This is a genomic window from Collinsella sp. zg1085 (assembly GCF_018889955.1).
GTDB lineage: Bacteria > Actinomycetota > Coriobacteriia > Coriobacteriales > Coriobacteriaceae > Collinsella.
The window spans coordinates 614,740-635,441 of sequence record NZ_CP076545.1; the positions used below are offsets into that span (position 1 = coordinate 614,740).

A 20,702-nucleotide genomic window follows, 5' to 3' on the forward strand; every position below is an offset into this window, starting at 1 on the left:
GCGAGGTAACCATGAGCCGCATATATACCCAATCTGAGCAAATACTTTTTAGTAGGCGCTCGATGTGTGCTGCGACTCTATTTGCAGCGAGTTCGCTTTTGGGTCTGAGTGCTTGTGCGCACGAACGCACTGAGAGTGGAAGTGCTTTTGTACGCGAGAGCGAAGAGCGGCAATCGGCAAACTCCAGTTGGAAAACCTGTGTTATCCATAACTCTGCAGGCCCTGGAAAGGTGAAATATCCCTATGCGGTAGAAACAAAACAATTTGCTACTACCACAAATCCAGTTATATATCAGGATAAGGTACTTATTGCAGCTGCTGCAAGCTTAGTAACAATTGATCACGCCACCGGAAATGTTTTACACGTGGTTCAGTTTGATGATTACGAGCAGGTGGGTGTAGCAGGTGTGTTGAACTGTGCGGCCGATGTGGCATATCTTACATGCTCACGCGGTTATATATATGCGCTTGACCTTGCACATGATTGTCAGGTGCTCTGGAAAGTTCTCAATCCCAGTAGCTCACAAACCCGCGTTGTCCATGATTCTCGTGACGTTGATTGGTATTTTACTGATTTGTTGGTTCATGATAGAGTGGTGTATCTAGCATGTTCGAGCTATCAAACTAGTCCCATCTCTCATCTTGTTGCTCTTTCTGCACAAACTGGTACGGTTTTGTGGCAACAGCAGATCGAAGGCTATATTTCAGATGCAGGCAATAGCGGCTATCCCATATATGCGGCTGGATATATTTTGTTGCCCAAACCTCAGGCTCCTGGCATTTTGGTGTTTGATGCTCAAACAGGTGAGCAACAAGAAACACTTATAATCGATGACCTTGTTTATATGGGATTTACGGAGCATGTAGAACAAAAACAGTGGTATTTCCAAAGTCGTCGAGGTACCGTATATAAGCTCACTGTTGATTCATCTGGTTTTCATCTGCAAGCGCAAGAACTTGACGGTGTGCTTGACGGAGTTTTGCCAAGCGGTGCCCGTCCGGTATGTATAGGTGAGACACTGCTTGCAGCGGTTCCCACGGCGTCGTTAGATGGATACAAGGATGCGGAGCGCAGTCATAAGCGTGGTCGTGTGGCACTTCTTGATCCCGAGAGTCTTGAGCTTAGGAATTATGTTGAGATACATGAGTTAGAAACAACACCGGTGGCAGTGGGCGAACGTTTGTATTTTGTGGGTCGCGATGGTTTGTATGTGATACGCAATAACGATAAGGCACACTTGGTAGCAGAGCACCTTGCTGATGATCCTCATAAACGAAAAGATGTATGGGATCAGCCACTTCTTATTCATGATGGACGCTTGTATGCTGTTGGTGGCACTCATCAAGACCAGTGGCTCTATTCAATTCCTGTGAGCTAAGCGTTTCACGCTTTGTCTCGCGCTTTGCAATGTGTTGCCTTTAAGATAAAGCCCTATACGTTTGCTCCTTCTATATAATCGAACGGTTACGGATACGCATAAGCCGCATGGGTGGCGAGAGGAGCTTAATTGATGCACGCTGGATTTGATAACGAGAAGTATGTAAGCTTGCAAGCGTCCCGTATTAAAGAGCGCATTGCGCAATTTGGTGGCAAGCTCTATCTTGAGTTTGGTGGCAAGCTTCTCGATGACTATCATGCAAGCCGCGTGCTTCCCGGCTTTGAGCCCGATACTAAGTTTCGTATGCTAAAAACCCTTGTTGATGATGTAGAGATTATTTTTAGTATCAACGCTAATCATATTGAGAAAAGCAAGGCGCGCGGTGACCTTGGCATTACCTACGATGAAGATGTTTTGCGCTTGGCTGATATGTTTTTAGATAATGGCTTTGTTATTGCCGGTGTGGTTATCACCCAATACTCTGGGCAACCTGACGCCGATGCCTTCCGTCGTCGCCTTGAAATGCTAGGCATTCCGTGCAAGCTGCACTATCCCATTGTTGGCTATCCGCATGACATCGACTTAATTGTGTCTGAGGATGGTTATGGTAAAAACGAGTTTGTTGAGACTACGCGCCCGCTTGTTGTGGTAACGGCTCCAGGTCCTGGTTCGGGCAAGCTCGCAACCTGTCTTTCGCAGGTGTATCACGAGCATCAGCGTGGCGTAGACGCAGGTTACGCAAAATTTGAAACCTTCCCAGTTTGGAATTTGCCGCTTTCGCATCCGGTCAATATCTCGTATGAGGCGGCGACGGTTGATTTGGACGACGCAAACATTATCGACTCTTTTCACTTAGACGCTTACGGTAAAACAACGGTTAACTACAATCGTGATGTTGAGGCATTTCCGGTGGTTAAGGCGCTCATGGAAAAAATCATGGGGGAGAGTCCATATTTAAGCCCAACCGACATGGGTGTCAATATGGTGGGCTTTGCCATTTCAGATGATGAGATCTGTCGCCAGGCTGCATCACGTGAGATTGTGCGCCGCTATTTTACGCATAGCGTGGCGGTTAAACGAACGGGTTCGGGTGAAGAGCAGGTCAGCCGCTTACAAGCAATTATGCAAAAAGCTGGGGTTGATAAAAACTATCTTCCCACACGCGCAGCCGCCTTGGCACGCGAAGAAGAGACTGCAGGTCCTGCTGGTGCGCTTATGTTGCCTGATGGTACGGTTATCACCGGAAAGACCTCAGAGCGCTTAGGGGCTGCAAGTTCACTTTTAATGAACGCCTTAAAAGCGCTAACTGGTGTTGATGCTGAGAAAAACGTTATTGATGACACAGCTATTAACCCTATTTGCCGGCTAAAAACCGAGCAGCTCAGCAGTCGTAATCATCGCCTGCACTCTGATGAGACACTGATTGCGCTATCCATTACGAGTGCAACAAGTGAAACAGCTGCAAGAGTTATTAGCGGTCTTTCGGCGCTCAAGGGTTGTGACGCATTCTTTAGTGTCATTATTTCGGCAACTGATGAGCAGATTTATCGCAAACTGGGAATCAACGTATGCTGTGAACCAAAATATGAGCAGCATAGCTACTACCACGGAGCTTAGTTGGTGAGAGCACTTGATTTGCTCATGAAGCCTCACATATGTAGCTAGCTTTGCGCTCGTGGATGAGCTGCGCGATATACCTCACTAATTTGAGTGCGGTCGAGGTGTGTGTAAATTTGTGTTGTCGCAATATCAGCATGTCCTAACAGCTCTTGTAACACACGCAAATCGGCGCCGCCGGCAAGCATGTGAGTTGCAAAGGAGTGTCGAAGGGTATGCGGATGGAGACCAGTGATACCTGCTGCGAGTCCATATCGCTCGCATATGCTGTGCACGCTTTGTCGTGAGATTTTCTGTCCGCGTGCATTCAAAAAAACCTGTGAAGCAGGGGCGCTTTTACGTGCATGTGCGGCGAGTATATCGCGCCCTTTATCGAGGTAGTGCTTGAGTGCGAAAAGCGCGCTTCCCACAAGAGGCACAAGCCTCTCTTTTGAACCCTTGCCAAACACTCGTATAAAGTTTTCATCAAGATACAAATCGCTGAGCGTGAGTCCACAAAGCTCGCTTGCTCGCAGTCCACAGCCATAGAGCATCTCAAGCATGGCACAATCACGCAAACCTGTTTCATTAGCGGGAAAAGACTGGTCAAGCAGCTTATAGACAGCTTCAACCGAGATAACATCAGGCAGGCGATGTGCCGATTTAGGGAGTTTCATGCCAGCTGTTGGATGTTGAGTGCAAAGTCCTTCCCGCACCATAAATCTATGCCATGACTTTGCGGCCGAAAGCGCTCGTGACACCGAGGAGCGAGCGTAGCCAGCATCATATTTAGCGCGTGCAAAGGCTTCGGTGTCGTGGTGATCGATTTGCTCGGGATGCTCACAGCCGCGTGCCAACAAAAAGCTGATATAGCTTGAAATATCGCGCTCATAGGCTGCTACGGTGAGTCGGCTCATGTTGCGCTCAAGCGCTAGATAGCTCAAAAACTCGTCGCGACAGCGCTCAAGTTCGCTCGTACCACAAAGTGGCGCTCCCTGAATTGCTTGCACGGGCGCTGCTCCAGGAGCTCGTCCTCCCATAATCACCCCCTAGTTAGTACGCTTAGTATAGCGCTTGCTACAAATAGCGAGGTTTGGTTGCTATTAGAGTCTGAATGAATATGTGTGTTGATGTGGACAAGCACATATACAAATACAAGTTGTGCATGAATTATTTCTACCAATATATGACTTCACGTATTGCCCACAAGTGGAGCAGACGTAACATAATTGAAACCTGAGTAATCTCATATCCTGACGAGCTCAAAATACACAATATTTAGGTTTACAAAATTATTTCAACACAAGATATAGATTCATCTTATACATGTATGTCACTAGGTCTCAATACGAGTTGGGAAGAAATGACTCTTGTAGGGGAGAAAGTGGGAAAGAATGTTGCAGAAAGTGACTCTAACCCATAGAATGAAGGGCGTCGACAGCGGGGTGGCTCTCGCATATACCCATCTGAGAAGCCGAGAGGAGGGTGCCAGACGTGATTTTGACCGGAACATACGAGCGTAATCTCGATGCAAAAGGTCGCTTATCACTGCCGGCTCCTGTTCGTAAAGGTCTATCAGAGCATGTATATGTGTTGCCTGCCCTTGATGCCGATGCCTTGTATGTCTTCTCGGACGAGAGTTTTGAGAAGTGGGTTTTGGGACTCTTTGAAAAGCGCGGCGGCTTTGACGCTCGTAAGCGTGAAGACCAGGAGCTCATGAGGAGACTAACCTCACTGGCGGTTCCCATGGATATTGATGGTGCCGCTCGTATTGGTCTGCCTGTTGAGTTGCGTGAGAAAAAGCATCTTACGCGTGAGGTAACAGTCGTAGGTAACTTCGACCACCTTGAAATCTGGGATCGCGCAACATGGGAACAAGCAAGCTCGCAAGCATCAGATGAGGACTTGGCCAACATCTTCTTTTCCTAAGTTCGGATGACGTACATGGACACGAGCACGTTGACAACCGAATATCGGCATGAACCCGTCATGCTCACTGAAGTACTTGACGCACTCCATATTCAGAAGAACTCCGTGGTGTGTGATTGCACACTTGGAGGCGCTGGTCATTCTCTTAAAATGGCAGCCCAGCTGGGAACAGATGGCCTTCTGATTGGAATTGACCAAGATGATATGGCGCTCAACGCGGCGGGGGAGCGGCTCAAAGAGCAAGTTCCTCACATTCCACATCGTTTGCTTAAAGGCAACTTTGGCAAGCTCGATGAGCTTCTTGTATCGGCAGAGATTCCAGGAGTTGACGCTTTTCTTTTTGATTTAGGCGTCTCAAGTCCACAGCTTGATATCCCCGGAAGGGGCTTCTCGTATCACGAGGACGCTCCCCTTGATATGCGAATGGACCCGGGTAATAACACCTTAAACGCAGCTGAGGTCATCAACACCTATAACGCAGCCGACCTCACCCGGATCCTTCGTACGTATGGCGAGGAACGCTTTGCATCTGCAATTGCACGAGAGATTGTGCGGCGCAGAAGCATTGCACCCATTCAGACAACTGGAGCTCTGGTTGACGCTATTAAGGCAGGAATTCCTGCAGCGGCGCGTCGCACAGGAGGACATCCTGCGAAGCGTAGCTTTCAGGCGATTCGTATTGAGGTAAATCAAGAGCTTGAGGTGCTTGAGCGTGGACTAACCGCCGCGCTACGGTGGCTCAACCCCGGTGGCTATATCTGCGTGATTTCGTATCACTCGCTTGAGGATCGCATTGTTAAGCGTGTGTTTGCAGAACTGTCACGCGGCTGTGTATGTCCTCCCGATATTCCGGTGTGTGTATGTGGTCAACAGCCGATACTCGATGTTATTACTAAGAAACCTCTGGTTGCAAGCAGTGATGAAGTTGCACGCAACCCACGCAGCCGGTCTGCCAAGATTCGTGTTGCCAAGCGCTTGAATGCGCACTAAGCCAGAATGCTGATGCAAGTTTAGAAAGGAGCGTGCATATCATGGGTTATTCCTCTGGAAACGCAGCTTTTTCCTATGATATGCAGCCCGATTCGTACTATGTACATGGGAGCGTTGCTCCACAAATTGCTGCTCCCGAGCTCGTCGAGCGCCCGCGCTTTGATGTGCTTCCTGGTGAGGGACGAGAAGCCGACCGAGCCGTTAGCCCAGCTTTTGTACAGGTAGTTAAAGTATTTTGTATTCTTGCTATTACATTTTGTGCAGTGGGAGCTACGCGTGTTGCTCTAGCAAGCGCGACCGCCGCCTCACTTAATGCAAACGCAGCTATTGCAAACTCGCTTGAGGAGAGCGAAAAAACTTCAAGCGACCTTGAGGTTATGCGCTCGGTGTATGGTTCAAGTACACGGATTCGTGAGTTTGCCAAGAGCATGCTTGGTATGGTTGATGGCAATGCAGCGCACGTTACCGTTGATGTACGTACACCCGCTGTGACATCTGATGGCTCCTCTCAAAATTAACGCATATGTCTCGTCGAGATGATTATGACCGCACTCGTGGCAGCGATGCTCAACGCCGCGCTCGTTTGCGCCAAGCTGGTCTTGAGGCTCGCTCCATGCGCCGTGAGCGTGGGGTGGCTGAGCGTGGGGACACTGGTAAAAACTCGCGCACACGTGACACGAGAGCAAGCCGAGAGACCGACGCAATCACCACGACGTTTCTAACGCGGCGCTCAGCTATTGCTGCTGTCTTTGGTATTACGGGCTTTGCTGCTGTTGTGCGTTTGCTTGACTACCAGCTTATGAATGCCGAGAAGTATCGCCAACAAGCTGATATTCGTCGTTTGTCTAATATCACGCTCTATGCAAAGCGCGGCACAATATATGACCGAAACGGTAATGTGCTTGCTGCCAGTGAAGAATGTCGCAATGTATACGTTAATCCCAAGCTGATAAAAAACAAGGATAAGGCTGTTGCCGCGCTTGTTGAGATTCTTGGTGAGGATGAAGCTCGGGTACGCGAGATTTGTAACAAAGAAACAACCTTTGCCTACATTCGCCGCCAAGTTGATATGGACGACGCGCAAAAACTCGAGGATAAAGGCATTGCGGGCATTGAGTTTGAACAGGCTATGAAGCGTGTATATCCTTACGGAAAGCTCGCTTCACAGGTGTTGGGTGTGGTAAACCTCGATAATGAGGGCATCTCTGGGCTTGAGCACTATTATGACGACATTCTCAAAGGGACAAACGGCTCAATTGTGCGCGAGCGTGCGCGTGATGGCAGCTTTATAGCTGGTGGTGCATATAAAAAAGAGCCTGCGGTTGACGGAACGAATTTAATACTGAGTATTGATACCACCATTCAGGCGAGTGCTGAAGAGGCAATGGAGCTTGGCGTTGCTGAGGCGCAGGCAAAATATGGGTCTGCCGTGGTCTGTGATCCAACAACAGGGGAGATTTTAGCGGCTTGCTCCTATCCTACCTATGACCAGCAAGACCTTGCAAACGCGCGCTATGAAGATATGAATCTGCGCATTGTAACTGATGCATACGAGCCCGGGTCAGTTTTTAAAACCTTAGTTGCCGGTATGGGTTGTGACATGGAAGTTATCAATCCTGATACTAATTTCTACGTGCCTGCGGTGGTAAAAGCAGGCGATGACGATGTCCACGACGTGGACAATCGCGACTTTGGCATGGATATGACCTTGCGTGAGATTTTGCGCCGTTCATCTAACACCGGCATGATTTTGGTTGGTCAAACCATTGGCGCCGATCACTTTGCAGAGTATCTCAAAGCTTATGGTATTGGAGAGCCAACCGGTATTGATTTTTCTGGTGAGTCAACCGGTATTGTGCGTGCTCGTGAGAATTATGATGGTGCAAGCGTGGCTGCTATGTCGTTTGGTCAAGCACTTGCGGTGTCCCCCGTTCAGATGCTGCGCGCCGAGACAGGTATTGCAAATAAGGGCATTATGAGCGTGCCACATTTTCTCAAGGCTCAAGCTGGTGAAGAAATTGACTGGTCAAAGTATCAAAAACGTGCCATATCCGAGGCGGCTGCCGAGCAGATTAGCTCAATGATGCAAACGGTGGTAGCCGAAGGTACGGGCGCTGCGGCACAGATTGAGGGCTATACCATAGCAGGTAAAACGGGTACGGCTCAGCGTGCAGGCGTTGGTGGCGGTTACGAAAAGGGTAATAACATGGCATCGTTTTTGGGCTTTGTATCGCCTGAAGACTCGCGTGCAATGGTGTATATCACCCTTGATGGCACGGCAAATATGTCGGCCTTTGCAATAAAGCCGTTTCGTACCATTATGCAATCAGCCATTGATGTGTTAGGTATTGAGCGCGATGCCTAACGTGCGCGATGTTCTACGTGTTGGATACGATGACATGCGGTATTTGCGTGCTTTCGTGCAAATCAAAGAGTGTGGATACATTTAATTCTGGCAACACTACAATGGTAGCTTGCTTACAGATTTCAAAGGATAGGTCATGATTGAGATAGCCGTATCAGAGTTTGCGCGTCTCCCGCAGCTTGTGAAGCTGTGTGGTGAAGATAGTATGCATCTCAAAGGGCTTACTATCGATTCGCGCCAGGTGATGGACGGGTCAATATTTGTAGCGTTTACCGGTGAGAATTTGGATGGAAACCAGTTTGCTCGGCCCGCACTTGAGGCAGGGGCGGGCGCTGTAGTGTTATCACGACAGCCTGATACTGAGCTCGTGAACTTTGCACAAAAGCAAGGTGCAGCACTTTTTTATTGTCCTAATCCGGAGAATTTGTTACTCAATCTTGCACATTGGTATCGTGAACAGCTTGCCTGTGTGGTAGTAGGTGTAACCGGCTCTATTGGTAAAACCACAACAAAAGATAGCCTTGCTCATATCTTGTCTAAGCATTTTCGTGTACATGTAACGCAGGGAAATTTTAATAGCGTCATTGGTTTGCCACTTACGGTTTGCGCTGCTCCTCGTGGTACTGAGGTACTGATTTTAGAAATGGGCATGGATGGTTTTGGTCAGATTGAGCGATTATCGCGTTGTGCCTGTCCAAACTATGCCATTATCACAAAGATTGGCACCTCACACGTTGGGCTGTTAGGCGGTCGCGAGCAGATTGCCCGTGCTAAGTCAGAAATTGTGGCAGGGATGCCTGCATCGGCTCAGTCCGTTTTAGGACATAGCAGCCGACTGTTCCTATCAGGCGAAGATGACTTTAGCTCATATATTGTAGAGAGTGCTGCTGCACCTGCAGGTATTGAGCCGCTATATTGTGGTATGGGTGCAAATAATGATGTGCGCGCATACGACATACGCCTCGATGAAGAGGGGCATCCTCATTTCAAGCTGCGCTTTGCTGATGGTGATACGGTGCCGGTACATCTATCTTTGACAGGACAGCAGTCGGTAATTAACGCCGTCTATGCTGCAGGAGTGGCTCATGAGCTTGGCATGTCAGCACAAGAGATTGCAGCTGCTATGTCAGACATTCAGCTCACAGGACACCGTCAGGAAATGCGAGTGAGTAAGCTCGGTGCGCGCATAATTGATGACTCCTACAACGCGAGCCCCGAATCAATTGCGGCAGCACTTAAGCTCTTGCAACAGCTACCGTGCTCTGGCAAGCGCGTGGCTATTCTGGGTGAAATGGGGGAGTTAGGCGAGGAGGCCAGCCGCATGCATGGGCTCTGCGGTGCCTATGCTGCTGCTTCTCATCTTGATACGCTTATTGTTGTGGGCACAAGTGAGTGTGCAGCTGCACTTGTGGAGGCAGCAGGTCTTATGGGTATGCTGCCTGATAGCGTGGTTCGTGTTCCATCAGTTGACGAGCTCATGACACAGTTTGAAAATAGCTTTACTACAGGTGACGTGGTGCTTATAAAGGCATCACGTTTTATGCAACTTGACCGTTTTGTTGAAAAGGTTTGTTAAATGTTCGGGAATCCATCCTACCCAACCTACCAGGCATTTTTGGCACTTGGCATTGCAGCTGCAATTACACTTTTGCTCATGCCGCTTTGGATAAAGATTTTACGGTTTGAAGGAATAGGGCAGCAGGTACGTGCTGATGGACCTGAGCGCCATCTCATTAAACAAGGAACTCCCACTATGGGTGGCGTGGTTATTCTGCTTGGTATTGTGGGCTCTTGTTTCTTAATGGGACAGATGAGCATGCAGATGCTTTTGGCGCTTGGTGCAACAATTGCAACCGGTGCCCTGGGTTTGTTCGACGATATTTCAAGCGTTGCTCATGGGCGCTCGCTTGGTTTAACGCCACTTGCCAAAATGCTTGGTCTCACAGCCATTGTGCTGATTTTCTTTGTGCTGGCAATTACGTATTGTGGCGTTCAGCCACGTATTAGCTTTCCTGGCGGTTTTCAGATTGACCTTGGTATTTTGAGCACTGAGTTTATGCTGGGTGATACCCTTATTCGGATTCCGTGGCTCTACTTGGTCTTTGTTTTTTTGTTGCTTGCTGGTATGTCAAATGCTGTCAATTTAACGGATGGTTTAGATGGTCTTGCAGGCGGAACGTCCATGATGGCAATGCTTATCATGGCGGCAATTTGCTTTTTGTCTCACGATGCAAACCTAGCTATTTTTTGTGCATCAGCAGCAGGAGCCTGCATTGGATTTTTGTGGTTTAACTCCTATCCAGCAAGCATCTTTATGGGTGATACTGGTTCATTGGCTCTTGGGGGAGGCTTTGCTGCGGTTGCTATTTTAACCAATACCGAGGTGGTATCGCTGGTAGTAGGCGGGATATTTATCATGGAGGCACTGTCTGTCATGATTCAAGTTATCAGCTTTAAGCGCACCGGCAAGCGGGTCTTCTTAATGGCGCCGCTTCATCATCATTTTGAGAAACTTGGTTGGGCTGAAACCAAGGTTGTCATTCGCTTTTGGATTATCTCTGCTGCTTGCGGTGCGCTTGGCCTAGCTCTCTTTTTTCAGTTGGGATAGTGATTGCCCATGAAGCTTATCAATGCGCACTCCCTGCTAATTCTCGGTCTTGGTAGAACTGGCAAAGACTTAGCTCTTTGGGCACAAACAACAAAAGAGGCAAAGTTTGACCATATATGTATCTATGCTGGTGCTCAGACTGAGTCAACACAGGCTTCACGTGCACTTGAAGCAGCGGGTATTGAAATTGTGTATGGTACAGAGCAGATACAAGGAAGTTTTGACCTGTGTGTTGCAAGTCCAGGCATCTCAGAACATAGTGCATTTTTTGCTGCTGCGCGTGCAGCGTCTCAAGAAATTATCGGCGAGCCTGAACTAGCATATCGCTGCTCACCTCAAAATTGGTGCACTATTACCGGAACAAATGGCAAGACAACCACCACCTCACTTATTCATACCATAATGCAAGCAGCAGATAAGCCAAGCCAAGCGGTTGGCAATATTGGTAATGCATGCATTAGGGCAGTCGAGCATCGTAGTTCTGATTCATGGATGGTTGCTGAGCTATCAAGTTATCAACTAGCTACAACGAGCGAACTTCACCCACACGTAGCAGTACTTCTCAATATTACGCCTGATCATGTGAGTTGGCACGGCAGTATTGAGGCATATGCAGCTGCCAAGGCAAAGATGTTTGACCAGATGGGTGTGCATGATTTAGCGATTATTGATGTTGATGATGCAGGTATACAGCGCTATACCGAACTACTTGCGCGCAATGATTTACGCATATGCGAAGTATCACTAACCGATACCGGCGCTGAAAACGCGGCATTTGTGCGCAATGAAGCGCTTGTTGTGCGCCGCTCTGGTCACGAGATTAAGCTTGTTGCGTCTTCTGAGCTTAATATTGTTGGCACGCATAATATAATCAATGCCCTTGCTGCAAGTGCTGCCTCTCTTGAAATGGGCGCATCAGCTGAGGCTGTATGCACCGGTCTCCGCACATTTATGCCGCTTGAACATCGTATCCAGCTGGTGGGCGAGATTGCGGGGGTGCGCTACATCAACGACTCTAAAGCAACGAATACCGATGCGACCCTTAAAGCGCTCACGGCCTTTCCTAATACGGCTCTAACCTTGTTAATAGGGGGTCATGACAAGCATACGCCGCTTGAGGAGTTTGCTGGCGAAATTGTGAGAAAAACAGCTCATATCATTTGCTTTGGTGAGGCGGGGCCGCGCTTATATGAGGCGTGCTTAGAGGCACTTCACCAAGCATGCGACGCTGAGCAACAAAGCAATCATCGAGGAGTTGAGGGCACAAATTACGCTCAGCTGCATCAAGCAAAACATCTCAAAGATGCTCTTTGGTGTGCCGCAAAGCTTACGCAGCCGGACGGTGTTGTTTTGTTGTCGCCCGCGTGCTCATCATTTGATGAGTTTCATTCGTTTGAAGAGCGCGGGGCTGCCTTTTGCTCATATGTTGCTGAATTGTCACAGACAGCAGATGTCAGCGATATGAAGGTGCGCTATGGCGCGTGAAAAACAGCAACATATTCCTGATGATGAAAGGTCTTCTGCACCTACACGCCCATCGCGCAGGTCAACACCGGAGCGCTCAGCCTATGGCATTATTCCGGAGCGCATGATTGCAGGTGTTCCGGCTCGCATTATGCGTCCGCGTCTTGTGTTTATCGCTTCACTTACGGCGCTGGTGCTCTTTGGCTTGGTCATGGTGTATTCGGCATCATCGGTTGAGGCACTGCAAGAGACGGGAAACTCATATTACTACCTAATCAAGCAGGGCATATTTATAGGAATTGGTGTACTTGCCTGCACGATGGTGGCACTGGGAAAACCCTATACGCTTTTAGGCTATCGCCAAGGCGGTGCAAAAACGCTTATGATTTTTGTCCTTGTCTTGTTGCTAGCTGTGTTTGCGCTTGGTAGCGCAGCAGGCGGTGCCCGGCGTTGGATTAACCTTTTTGGCATCTTTACCTTGCAGCCCTCAGAACTTGCAAAGCCGGTTATTATTCTGCTTGCTGCAGATATATTTGCTGCCTATTTTGAAGAGCGAAGTATGAACGGCATGCAGACCATAAAACAGCTCGGTATCATGCTGGGGCTCCCTTTGTTGCTCATTATTATTGAGCCAGATACTGGGTCAACGATTATCATCGTGCTAACGGTTGTAGTGATGGCGTTTTTGTCGGGGTACAGTCTGCGCATGTTAGGCATGTTGATAGCCGCTGCGGCTCTTGCTTTTGTGGTATTCGTATTAATTGAGCCCTATCGTTTGACGCGCTTTATGGTTTCCCTTGATCCGTGGGCTGACCCCTTTGGTACGGGCTATCAAGCAACCTTGGCAATTATGGCCTTTGCATCAGGTGGTGTTTGGGGTCGCGGTATTGGAAACTCCACAATGAAATATAGCTATCTGCCCGAAGCCCATAACGACTTCATCTTAGCTATTATTGGTGAAGAACTTGGTTTAGTGGGCACCACGGTGTTGATTGTGCTCTTCTTAGTAATGTTGTGGTCGGCTGCAGAAATTGCACGTCAGTCGCCTCATCTGTCTGGCAAGCTCGTGGCTATAGGCGTCGCTATCATTTTTGGTGTTCAATTTTTTGTAAACGCCTTAGGCATCTTAGGCATTACACCTATGACGGGTAAGACCTTGCCGTTTATAAGCTACGGCGGATCATCAATTATCGCCTCACTCATTAGTGCTGGCTTGGTGCTGCGTGTTTCTATCGAGAGTCACAGCGCGAGTCCTTATGCTATCAAGCGTAGCCGCTTCCAGGTACACGAAGGTGTTGCAAGGGATGCATCGGACTATATAGAAAGGGATGCTGTTGGTGCAGCAGGCGCTTCAACTTCTCAGCGCACTCGTGGTTTTGATGTTGTTGAAGGTCGTGCTCGCACGGCTCGTTCGTCTCGTAGTGCAGAGCGAGCTTCGCGGTCGCAGCGCGTATCGCAGCATTCGGGCGAGCGGCGTGCATATAAACGTATAAACTTGTCTCATGATGCCTCTGCGCGCTTGCGTCAATCTTCACAAGGCCCGCGCAGACGTGATGTTAGACATGAGGGAGGGTCCCGTGGGCGCTCATAAATCCATTGCTATTGCAGCGGGCGGCACAGCAGGTCATATCAACCCCGCGCTGGCGCTTGCAGAAGAGCTAACAGGTCGCGGCTATCAGGTTCGCTTTTATGGTGAAGAGCGCCGTTTAGAAGGAAAGCTGGTGCCTGAGCACGGCTTTGATTTTTTCCCCCTTACGGTACGAGGCTTTGATAGAAGTCGTCCGTGGACCTTGGTGGCGGCACTTGTACATGTGCTGCGTGAAAAGCGCCGTCTTGTGAGTGCTTTTCGCCAGAATCCTGAGCTTTGCCCCAATCTTGCTATTGGCTTTGGCGCCTACGTTGAGCTGCCGCTTATGCAAGCAGCAGCAAAACTTGCTATTCCTATTGCTCTTCATGAGCAAAACTCCGTACCTGGTCTGGCCAATCGTTTAATGGCTCGTCGCGCTTCACTCATTGCTATATCGCAGCCAGAGGTACGTTCATGTTTTGTTCGTGCGCATGCAACACCAGATGTTATCCGTCATACGGGCAATCCGGTGCGCTCCTCGGTACTTGCTGGTACATGCGCTCATGGTCGTGCGGCTCTTGGAATTCCTGATTCAGCAACGGTGTTGTTGGTATTTGGAGGGTCTCTCGGTGCGCGGCACATCAATGAGCGTTTGGTTGCCTTAAAAGACCAGTTGCTCAGCATTGAAAACCTCTATGTGGTGCACTCAACAGGTGCAGCTGATTTTGACGCAACGCGCTCAGCGCTCGCGCTTACCGACACTGAGGCCACGCGCTGGCATCTTTGTTCTTATATTGATGACATGGGCAATACACTTGCCGCTGCTGATATGGTGTTATCACGCTCAGGAGCCTCATCAATTGCCGAGATTGCAGCGCTTCATACGCCAGCAGTGTTGGTACCTTATCCTTATGCAACCGCCGATCATCAAACAAGTAACGCTCGCTATCTCGTTGATGCAGGCGCTGCTCTCATGTTTGCTGATACTGAGCTTGACAGCAAGCGCTTTAGTGACGAGCTCATCTCCTTGTTGCATGATGAGGCGCGCCGAGCTCAGATGCGCGCTTCTGCTGCCTCACTTGGACAAGAAAAGGCAGCATCAACGTTGGCTGATGAGCTTGAGAAGCTGCTCGATTAATGAGTGTCGCTGCCATAAGCGAATAAGTTACGTAAAAACCGAGCGCCAGCCGCTTATTGCGGGCATGCTCGTCCGCTTTTTGCGCTGAAGGTATTACAATTGAGAGCGTTTGTTGAAATGGTATATACCTAGTGCGGAGGGTCTATGGCTATCATGCCTATTCCAGAACAGAGTGAGCCAAGCTCATTTGAGCGCGTCCATTTTATTGGCATTGGTGGTGCGGGTATGAGCGGCATTGCACTCGTTTTGCACGAGCGTGGCTATGCGGTAAGCGGCTCTGATCTAAAGACATCACGCTATATTCGTCAGCTAACACATGCAGGATTGCCTATACATATTGGGCATGAAGCGCCAACCATTGATGAGGTACACCCTGACGTTGTGGTTGTATCAACTGCTATTCCTGATACTAATCCCGAGCTCGTGCGCGCGCGCGAGCTGGGTATTCCGGTGTGGCCCCGCGCAAAGATGCTTTCGGTGCTTTCTCAGGGGTCTAAAACAATTGCTATTGCAGGCACTCATGGCAAGACAACCACTTCATCCATGTGTGCCACGATGCTTGACCGTATGGGTAATGACCCAAGTTTTTTAATCGGCGGTATTGTTGAGGGCTACGATACCAACGGTCGCAATGGATCCAGTGAGTATTTTGTTTGTGAAGCAGATGAGTCGGATAGTTCCTTTTTATACCTTGACCCCGATGTTGTAGTAATCACCAATGTAGAGGCCGATCACCTCGATCATTACAGCTCGCTTGAAGAGATTGAGGAAACTTTTTGCACCTTCATGGGGCTAGTAGGAGAGACAGGTACGGTTATTGTCTGCGGTGATGATCAGCGTTTGCGTGAGCTTGCCGCGCGTACGGGACGTCGGGTTGTAAGCTATGGCTTTGCCGAGGATAACGATGTTGTTGTGCATGAGCACCCACATGAGGGTGGTCTAGCGAGCTACTTTGAGGTTGTCTTTGACAAGGACGAGCGCTACGAGCTTTCTATTAAGAGTAACCCTGGTCGTCATAACATGCTAAACGCTACAGCTTCGCTGGTGGTGGCCTCAGTGCTTGGCGTTGATGTACACGCAGCTGCTGTGGCACTTTCAAGCTTTGATGGCGTGCGCCGTCGTTTTACTCAGGTTGGTGTTGTCGGCGGCATTACGGTTGTTGATGATTACGGGCATCATCCCACAGAGATACTCGCGACGCTTAAAGCCGCAAAGCGTTTGCCGTTTGAGCATGTCTGTGTGGTATTTCAGCCTCATCGCTATTCACGCTTAGAAGCGCTGTGCGATGATTTTGCTACCTCATTTATTGATGCTGACGAGCTTATCTTGATTGATGTGTTTCCAGCGGGTGAGATACCTATTCCCGGGGTAACGTCAAAAATGCTCGCTGACTGTGTGCAAGCCTTGTATCCTCATAAGTCGGTGCGCTACGTTGCTGAGCGTGGACAACTTATGCAGGCTATTGCCGAGCACACGCATGCGGGAGACTTACTCATCACGATGGGTGCAGGTGACGTTACGACGGTAGGTCCTGAGTTTATTGAGTGGCTCGAGGAGTTGCATGGGCAGGGTGAGTTGCGCTAACTATGGGTCTTTTTAATGCGGCATATAGTTTATCGGGCCAAATTGATACCGAGGTAGCAGAAGATGAGCGTCTAGCACGTCATACCTCGTATCGGATTGGTGGCCCGGCGCGCTTATTTGTAACCTGTCACAGTTATCATGCCCTGCGCCGCACGGTTGATGTGCTTACGCGCGAAGAGGTGCTTTGGGTTGTGTTGGGCAAGGGCTCAAATCTTTTGGTCTCGGATGAGGGTTATGAAGGGGCAGTTATTACGCTTGGTCGCGAGTTTTGTCGCTTTACACTTTCAGAAGACGGTGTAACGCTTACTGCCGGTGCAGGGGCTATGCTTGCACGGCTTGTGAATGAGGCGCTGACGCGTGGTTTAAGTGGCCTTGAGTATGCAATTGGTATTCCGGGCACGGTTGGCGGAGGCTTGTCTATGAATGCAGGTACACGCACTGATTGGATTGGTACTCAAGTTGCCCATTTGGTGAGCTACAAGCCTGGCATGGGCTTAAAGCACTATCAACGCGATGACATTATATGGGGCTATCGAGCTTGCAACCTCGCGCATGACGAGATTATTCTTGAAGCGGCTTTTGAGCTAGAACAAGCTCCCAAGCAGGATATTCGCGAGCGCATTGAACGTCATTTGTCAAAACGTCGCCGTTCTCAGCCACTCGGTCTTGCGTCATGTGGCTCAGTTTTTAAGAACCCTTCTGATTTAGATGTGGGTTCAATGATTGAAGCCTGTGGATTACAGGGATTTTCGATAGGCGGGGCTGAGGTGTCACCGATGCACGCTAATTTTATTGTTAATAAGGGAACGGCGCGTGCACAAGATGTGCTTGAGGTGATGCGCCATATTATGGAACAGGTGAAGGAACGGTATGGCATTGAGCTTCAACCGGAAGTCAAATTCCTCGGCTTCTAAAGCTTCTAAGCCAACCTTTCGTCGTGCCCCACGTGTACCTGCACAGGCGCAAGCGTCGGCACCGGTAGCGCGGGAAACAGGTAGGCGAGTATCTGTGCCACTTGATGCGCCTATGCACGAGAGTTTGCCACACCCAGTTGCTGAGAAAGCCCCCAAGAGAGCTCCTAAGATTGCCCCCAAGGCTTCGTTGTCATCACAGAAAAAGCTTAGTGCTCCCACTCAGGCAGGAGTGCGACCGAGCGCTCGGTCTGTATCAAAACAAAACGCTAAGCTTATGGGTCCTGCGGTTCAGTCTGGCGCGCGGCAAGCTGTGGGGTCAGCTGCTCACCTCACAGCTCAGGCAACTTTACTGAGCAAGAAAAAAGCTCAGGCACCTCGGAAACGCGTTGCCATGGGCTCAAATCCTGCGCAAGTAGAAAAATCCGTGCAACAGAATCGTGAGGCAGCAAGGGTAGTGTTGTCGCGCCAAGCTGTAGCGACAACGCGAAAAAAAGCTATGCCTACAAAGCGTGGGGTGCACGCAGCTGAGCAGTTGGCATCTGCTCAGGGGCGCGAAAAAAAGCTGGATTCTACAGCACAAAGCGCGGACGTTGCTGCAGTTACCTCGCGCGGTTCTGCAACTACGCATACATCGTTTCGGCAGCGTTTGCCCAAACTATCTCTGTTCTCGCGGTTCGCTCGGGCAGGTGCGCGTATAGCTTCTCGCACCTCTAAGCAGCCTCTTCAAGCGTCTGTTGATGAGCATGTATCAGTATCACCTCAGAAAAAGTTTGCCTTTGCAAAGCCTCTGTTTCGGGTGCTTATGGTGCTCGTAGCATTAGCGCTTGTGGCACTCATTACCTTTGTGGTGCTTGCACAATCACCGCTGTTTGAAGTTAGTGAGCAGCAGCTGGTACCTACAGAGCATGTGAGTTCAGAGGACCTAACAAGTCTTTTAGACATGCCAAAACATAGTTCGCTGCTTACCTTAAATGAATCTGCAATAAAAAACTCACTGATGCAGAGTCCTTGGATACGCGATGTTCGTATTGAACGTCGTTTTCCACATACGCTTATCATTACGCCCAAAGAATATACGATTGCCGCAATTGCCTACATTGCAGCTGACGATGTTGCATGGGCAATAAGCAGCGATGGTACATGGATTGCTCCGCTTACGCTCGCTACAACGGTAGACGCAGAAGGCAAAATCATACAGGATATGTCTCAGGTTCCTGAGGGAACTGAGACCATACAAAAGACGGGGGCAGAGGCAGCGCAGCTCCTCGCGCAACAAGCTCATGCAGTCCTTTTTACCGATATTGCAACTGATGTTGCACCAAAAAGCGGACAATTGGTTGAGTCTGAGCTTGTGAAAGCCGGGTTAAGCTATGCCACTGGCTTTTCGTCTGAGTTCATAGCGCAGATTAAGAGCATGTCAATACGTTCAATTGAGGCAATTGCAGCTACGCTCGCCTCAGGCGTTGAGGTATCACTTGGTGTTCCAGAAAACATTACAACAAAAGAACGGGTTATACAGAAATTGCTGGCAGAACAGCAGGGCATAACCTATATCAATGTGCGCACACCAGATTCGTATACATTTAGAGCAGCGCCTACCTCGTAGAACAAGTTTTGAGTGCCTATGATTGAAGTGCCACATCTTCTCCCACATAAGTTTCGCTTATGTGGGAGCTTTTACAAGGCATTTACTGGTTTTTCCTGCTTATTTGCCCCGTGTCTTCACATTTTGGACGTAATCATTTGACTAAGCCCCTCTTCTTGTGCAAAGATACCGTGATTGACCTCGCTGTTTAATCTCTACTTGAAGGTTAACCTTGCGAGTTTTTCACGACATTCGTACCGGCGAAACCCCGACGTTCTAAGGATCGACACATGCATGAGAACGAGATTAACAACTATCTTGCTGTTATCAAGGTAGTAGGCGTTGGTGGCGGTGGTACAAACGCTGTTAACCGCATGATTGAAGAGGGCATTCGTGGTGTTGAGTTTGTGGCTATCAATACCGATGCACAGGCTCTTGCCATCTCTGATGCCGATATCAAGGTGCATATTGGCACCGACCTTACCCGTGGTTTGGGCGCCGGTGCTAATCCTGAGGTGGGTCGCAAGGCGGCAGATGAGTCGCGTGACGATATTGCTGAGGCTCTAGCTGGTGCCGATATGGTTTTTATCACGGCTGGTGAGGGTGGTGGTACCGGTACCGGCGCTGCTCCAATCGTTGCTGATATTGCTATGAACGAGGTAGGGGCGCTGACTGTTGCGGTGGTAACCAAGCCCTTTACCTTTGAGGGTCGCAAGCGTAAGGGCGCTGCAGAAGAAGGTATCAAAACCTTGTCTGAGAGCGTTGACACGCTGATTGTTATTCCAAACGATAAACTGCTCGATATTGCCGAGAAAAAGACCTCTATGCTTGAGGCTTTCTCTATGGCCGATGGCGTATTGTCACAGGGCACGCAAGGTATCACCGATTTGATTACCGTACCTGGTGTTATTAACCTTGACTTTGCTGATGTTAAGACCATCATGCGTCAAGCTGGTACTGCTATGATGGGCATCGGTGTTGCTTCTGGCGATACACGTGCTGTCGATGCTGCTCAGCAGGCTATTTCAAGCCGTTTGCTTGAAAGCTCAATCGACGGTGCTACCCGCGTGCTGCTCTCTATTGCCGGCAGCAAGGATCTTGGTATTCAAGAGATTAACGATGCCGCAGATTTGGTAGCTAACGCTGTAGACCCTGAGGCTAATATCATCTTTGGTACGGTGGTAGATGAATCTCTGGGCGATCAGGTACGTATCACCGTTATTGCAACCGGTTTTACTGATGCTAATGTGAGTCGTCAAGATGACCTCTTTGGACAGAGCCGTGGTACCCGTGGCTCTGAGACTCTCTCCGAGAGCAGCTCTGCCTCATCACGCGCAACTACGAGCACAGGCTCATCAACTGCTTTGCCTAACTTTGGCAATGAGCAGTTTGAACTTCCTGACTTCTTAAAGCGTGGCAGCTTCTAAGCACGTATTTGTAACGCGGTGATCTTAGGCCTCCGGAGTTATCTGGAGGCCTTTTTTGTGAGCACTTAGCGATATGTGCGTGTTTTGCAGCATAAGGGGAATAGAAGATGCATAGAGGTTTTGAAGTGTCTGGTATGCGCTTCACTATGTTTGACG

At 49.3% G+C, this 20,702-nt stretch carries 16 protein-coding genes; 15 read left to right on the forward strand and 1 reads right to left on the reverse strand.

Going from position 1 to position 20,702, the window contains the following annotated elements; translation table 11 throughout:
- The first annotated feature begins 62 nt into the window (after positions 1 to 62).
- Positions 63 to 1,379: a PQQ-binding-like beta-propeller repeat protein gene (locus KPC83_RS02545; RefSeq protein WP_216279003.1), complete on the forward strand. Its 1,317-nt coding sequence runs from the start codon at positions 63 to 65 to the stop codon at positions 1,377 to 1,379.
- A gap of 132 nt (positions 1,380 to 1,511) precedes the next feature.
- The gene (locus KPC83_RS02550) at positions 1,512 to 2,996 is read left to right on the forward strand and encodes a DUF1846 domain-containing protein (RefSeq protein ID WP_216279004.1); all 1,485 of its coding nucleotides are present in this window, start codon (positions 1,512 to 1,514) and stop codon (positions 2,994 to 2,996) included.
- Between the two features lie 44 nt (positions 2,997 to 3,040).
- On the opposite strand, the gene KPC83_RS02555 is transcribed toward KPC83_RS02550, so the two are convergent.
- Complete coding sequence (locus KPC83_RS02555) at positions 3,041 to 4,015, reverse strand: site-specific tyrosine recombinase (RefSeq protein WP_216279005.1); 975 nt, start codon at positions 4,013 to 4,015, stop codon at positions 3,041 to 3,043.
- A gap of 454 nt (positions 4,016 to 4,469) precedes the next feature.
- Here KPC83_RS02555 and KPC83_RS02560 point away from each other — a divergent pair, with 454 nt between their 5' ends.
- The 13 genes from KPC83_RS02560 to ftsZ all read left to right on the forward strand — a co-directional run bounded on the left by KPC83_RS02560 (position 4,470) and on the right by ftsZ (position 20,546).
- Positions 4,470 to 4,904 (forward strand): division/cell wall cluster transcriptional repressor MraZ, encoded by a 435-nt coding sequence (locus KPC83_RS02560; RefSeq protein WP_216279006.1) that lies wholly within the window; start codon positions 4,470 to 4,472, stop codon positions 4,902 to 4,904.
- 15 nt (positions 4,905 to 4,919) lie between these two features.
- The gene (gene rsmH / locus KPC83_RS02565; RefSeq protein WP_216279007.1) at positions 4,920 to 5,894 is read left to right on the forward strand and encodes a 16S rRNA (cytosine(1402)-N(4))-methyltransferase RsmH; all 975 of its coding nucleotides are present in this window, start codon (positions 4,920 to 4,922) and stop codon (positions 5,892 to 5,894) included.
- 41 nt (positions 5,895 to 5,935) lie between these two features.
- A complete protein-coding gene (locus tag KPC83_RS02570; protein ID WP_216279008.1) occupies positions 5,936 to 6,412 on the forward strand; it encodes a hypothetical protein in 477 nt (158 codons plus the stop codon).
- Positions 6,413 to 6,417: 5 nt separating this feature from the next.
- On the forward strand, positions 6,418 to 8,259 hold the full coding sequence (locus KPC83_RS02575; RefSeq protein WP_253200991.1) for a penicillin-binding protein 2: 1,842 nt from the start codon (positions 6,418 to 6,420) through the stop codon (positions 8,257 to 8,259).
- A 136-nt stretch (positions 8,260 to 8,395) separates the two neighbouring features.
- A complete protein-coding gene (gene murF, locus KPC83_RS02580; RefSeq protein WP_216279009.1) occupies positions 8,396 to 9,835 on the forward strand; it encodes a UDP-N-acetylmuramoyl-tripeptide--D-alanyl-D-alanine ligase in 1,440 nt (479 codons plus the stop codon).
- Positions 9,836 to 10,867, forward strand: coding sequence for a phospho-N-acetylmuramoyl-pentapeptide-transferase (mraY, locus tag KPC83_RS02585; protein WP_216279010.1), 1,032 nt, complete (start codon positions 9,836 to 9,838; stop codon positions 10,865 to 10,867).
- A 9-nt stretch (positions 10,868 to 10,876) separates the two neighbouring features.
- Positions 10,877 to 12,352: a UDP-N-acetylmuramoyl-L-alanine--D-glutamate ligase gene (gene murD, locus KPC83_RS02590; protein WP_216279011.1), complete on the forward strand. Its 1,476-nt coding sequence runs from the start codon at positions 10,877 to 10,879 to the stop codon at positions 12,350 to 12,352.
- A complete protein-coding gene (gene ftsW / locus KPC83_RS02595) occupies positions 12,342 to 13,922 on the forward strand; it encodes a putative lipid II flippase FtsW (RefSeq protein WP_216279012.1) in 1,581 nt (526 codons plus the stop codon). Before murD ends, ftsW begins: the two co-directional genes overlap by 11 nt.
- Positions 13,909 to 15,036, forward strand: a complete 1,128-nt coding sequence (gene murG / locus KPC83_RS02600; protein WP_253200992.1) for an undecaprenyldiphospho-muramoylpentapeptide beta-N-acetylglucosaminyltransferase — start codon at positions 13,909 to 13,911, stop codon at positions 15,034 to 15,036. Before ftsW ends, murG begins: the two co-directional genes overlap by 14 nt.
- A 144-nt stretch (positions 15,037 to 15,180) precedes the next feature.
- Complete coding sequence (gene murC / locus KPC83_RS02605) at positions 15,181 to 16,620, forward strand: UDP-N-acetylmuramate--L-alanine ligase (protein ID WP_216279014.1); 1,440 nt, start codon at positions 15,181 to 15,183, stop codon at positions 16,618 to 16,620.
- Between the two features lie 2 nt (positions 16,621 to 16,622).
- Complete coding sequence (gene murB, locus KPC83_RS02610) at positions 16,623 to 17,534, forward strand: UDP-N-acetylmuramate dehydrogenase (RefSeq protein WP_216279015.1); 912 nt, start codon at positions 16,623 to 16,625, stop codon at positions 17,532 to 17,534.
- Entirely contained in the window at positions 17,491 to 19,140 is a 1,650-nt protein-coding gene (locus KPC83_RS02615; protein WP_216279016.1) for a cell division protein FtsQ/DivIB, read from the forward strand. Before murB ends, KPC83_RS02615 begins: the two co-directional genes overlap by 44 nt.
- Before the next feature lie 269 nt (positions 19,141 to 19,409).
- Complete coding sequence (ftsZ, locus tag KPC83_RS02620; RefSeq protein ID WP_216279017.1) at positions 19,410 to 20,546, forward strand: cell division protein FtsZ; 1,137 nt, start codon at positions 19,410 to 19,412, stop codon at positions 20,544 to 20,546.
- Positions 20,547 to 20,702: the final 156 nt, after the last annotated feature.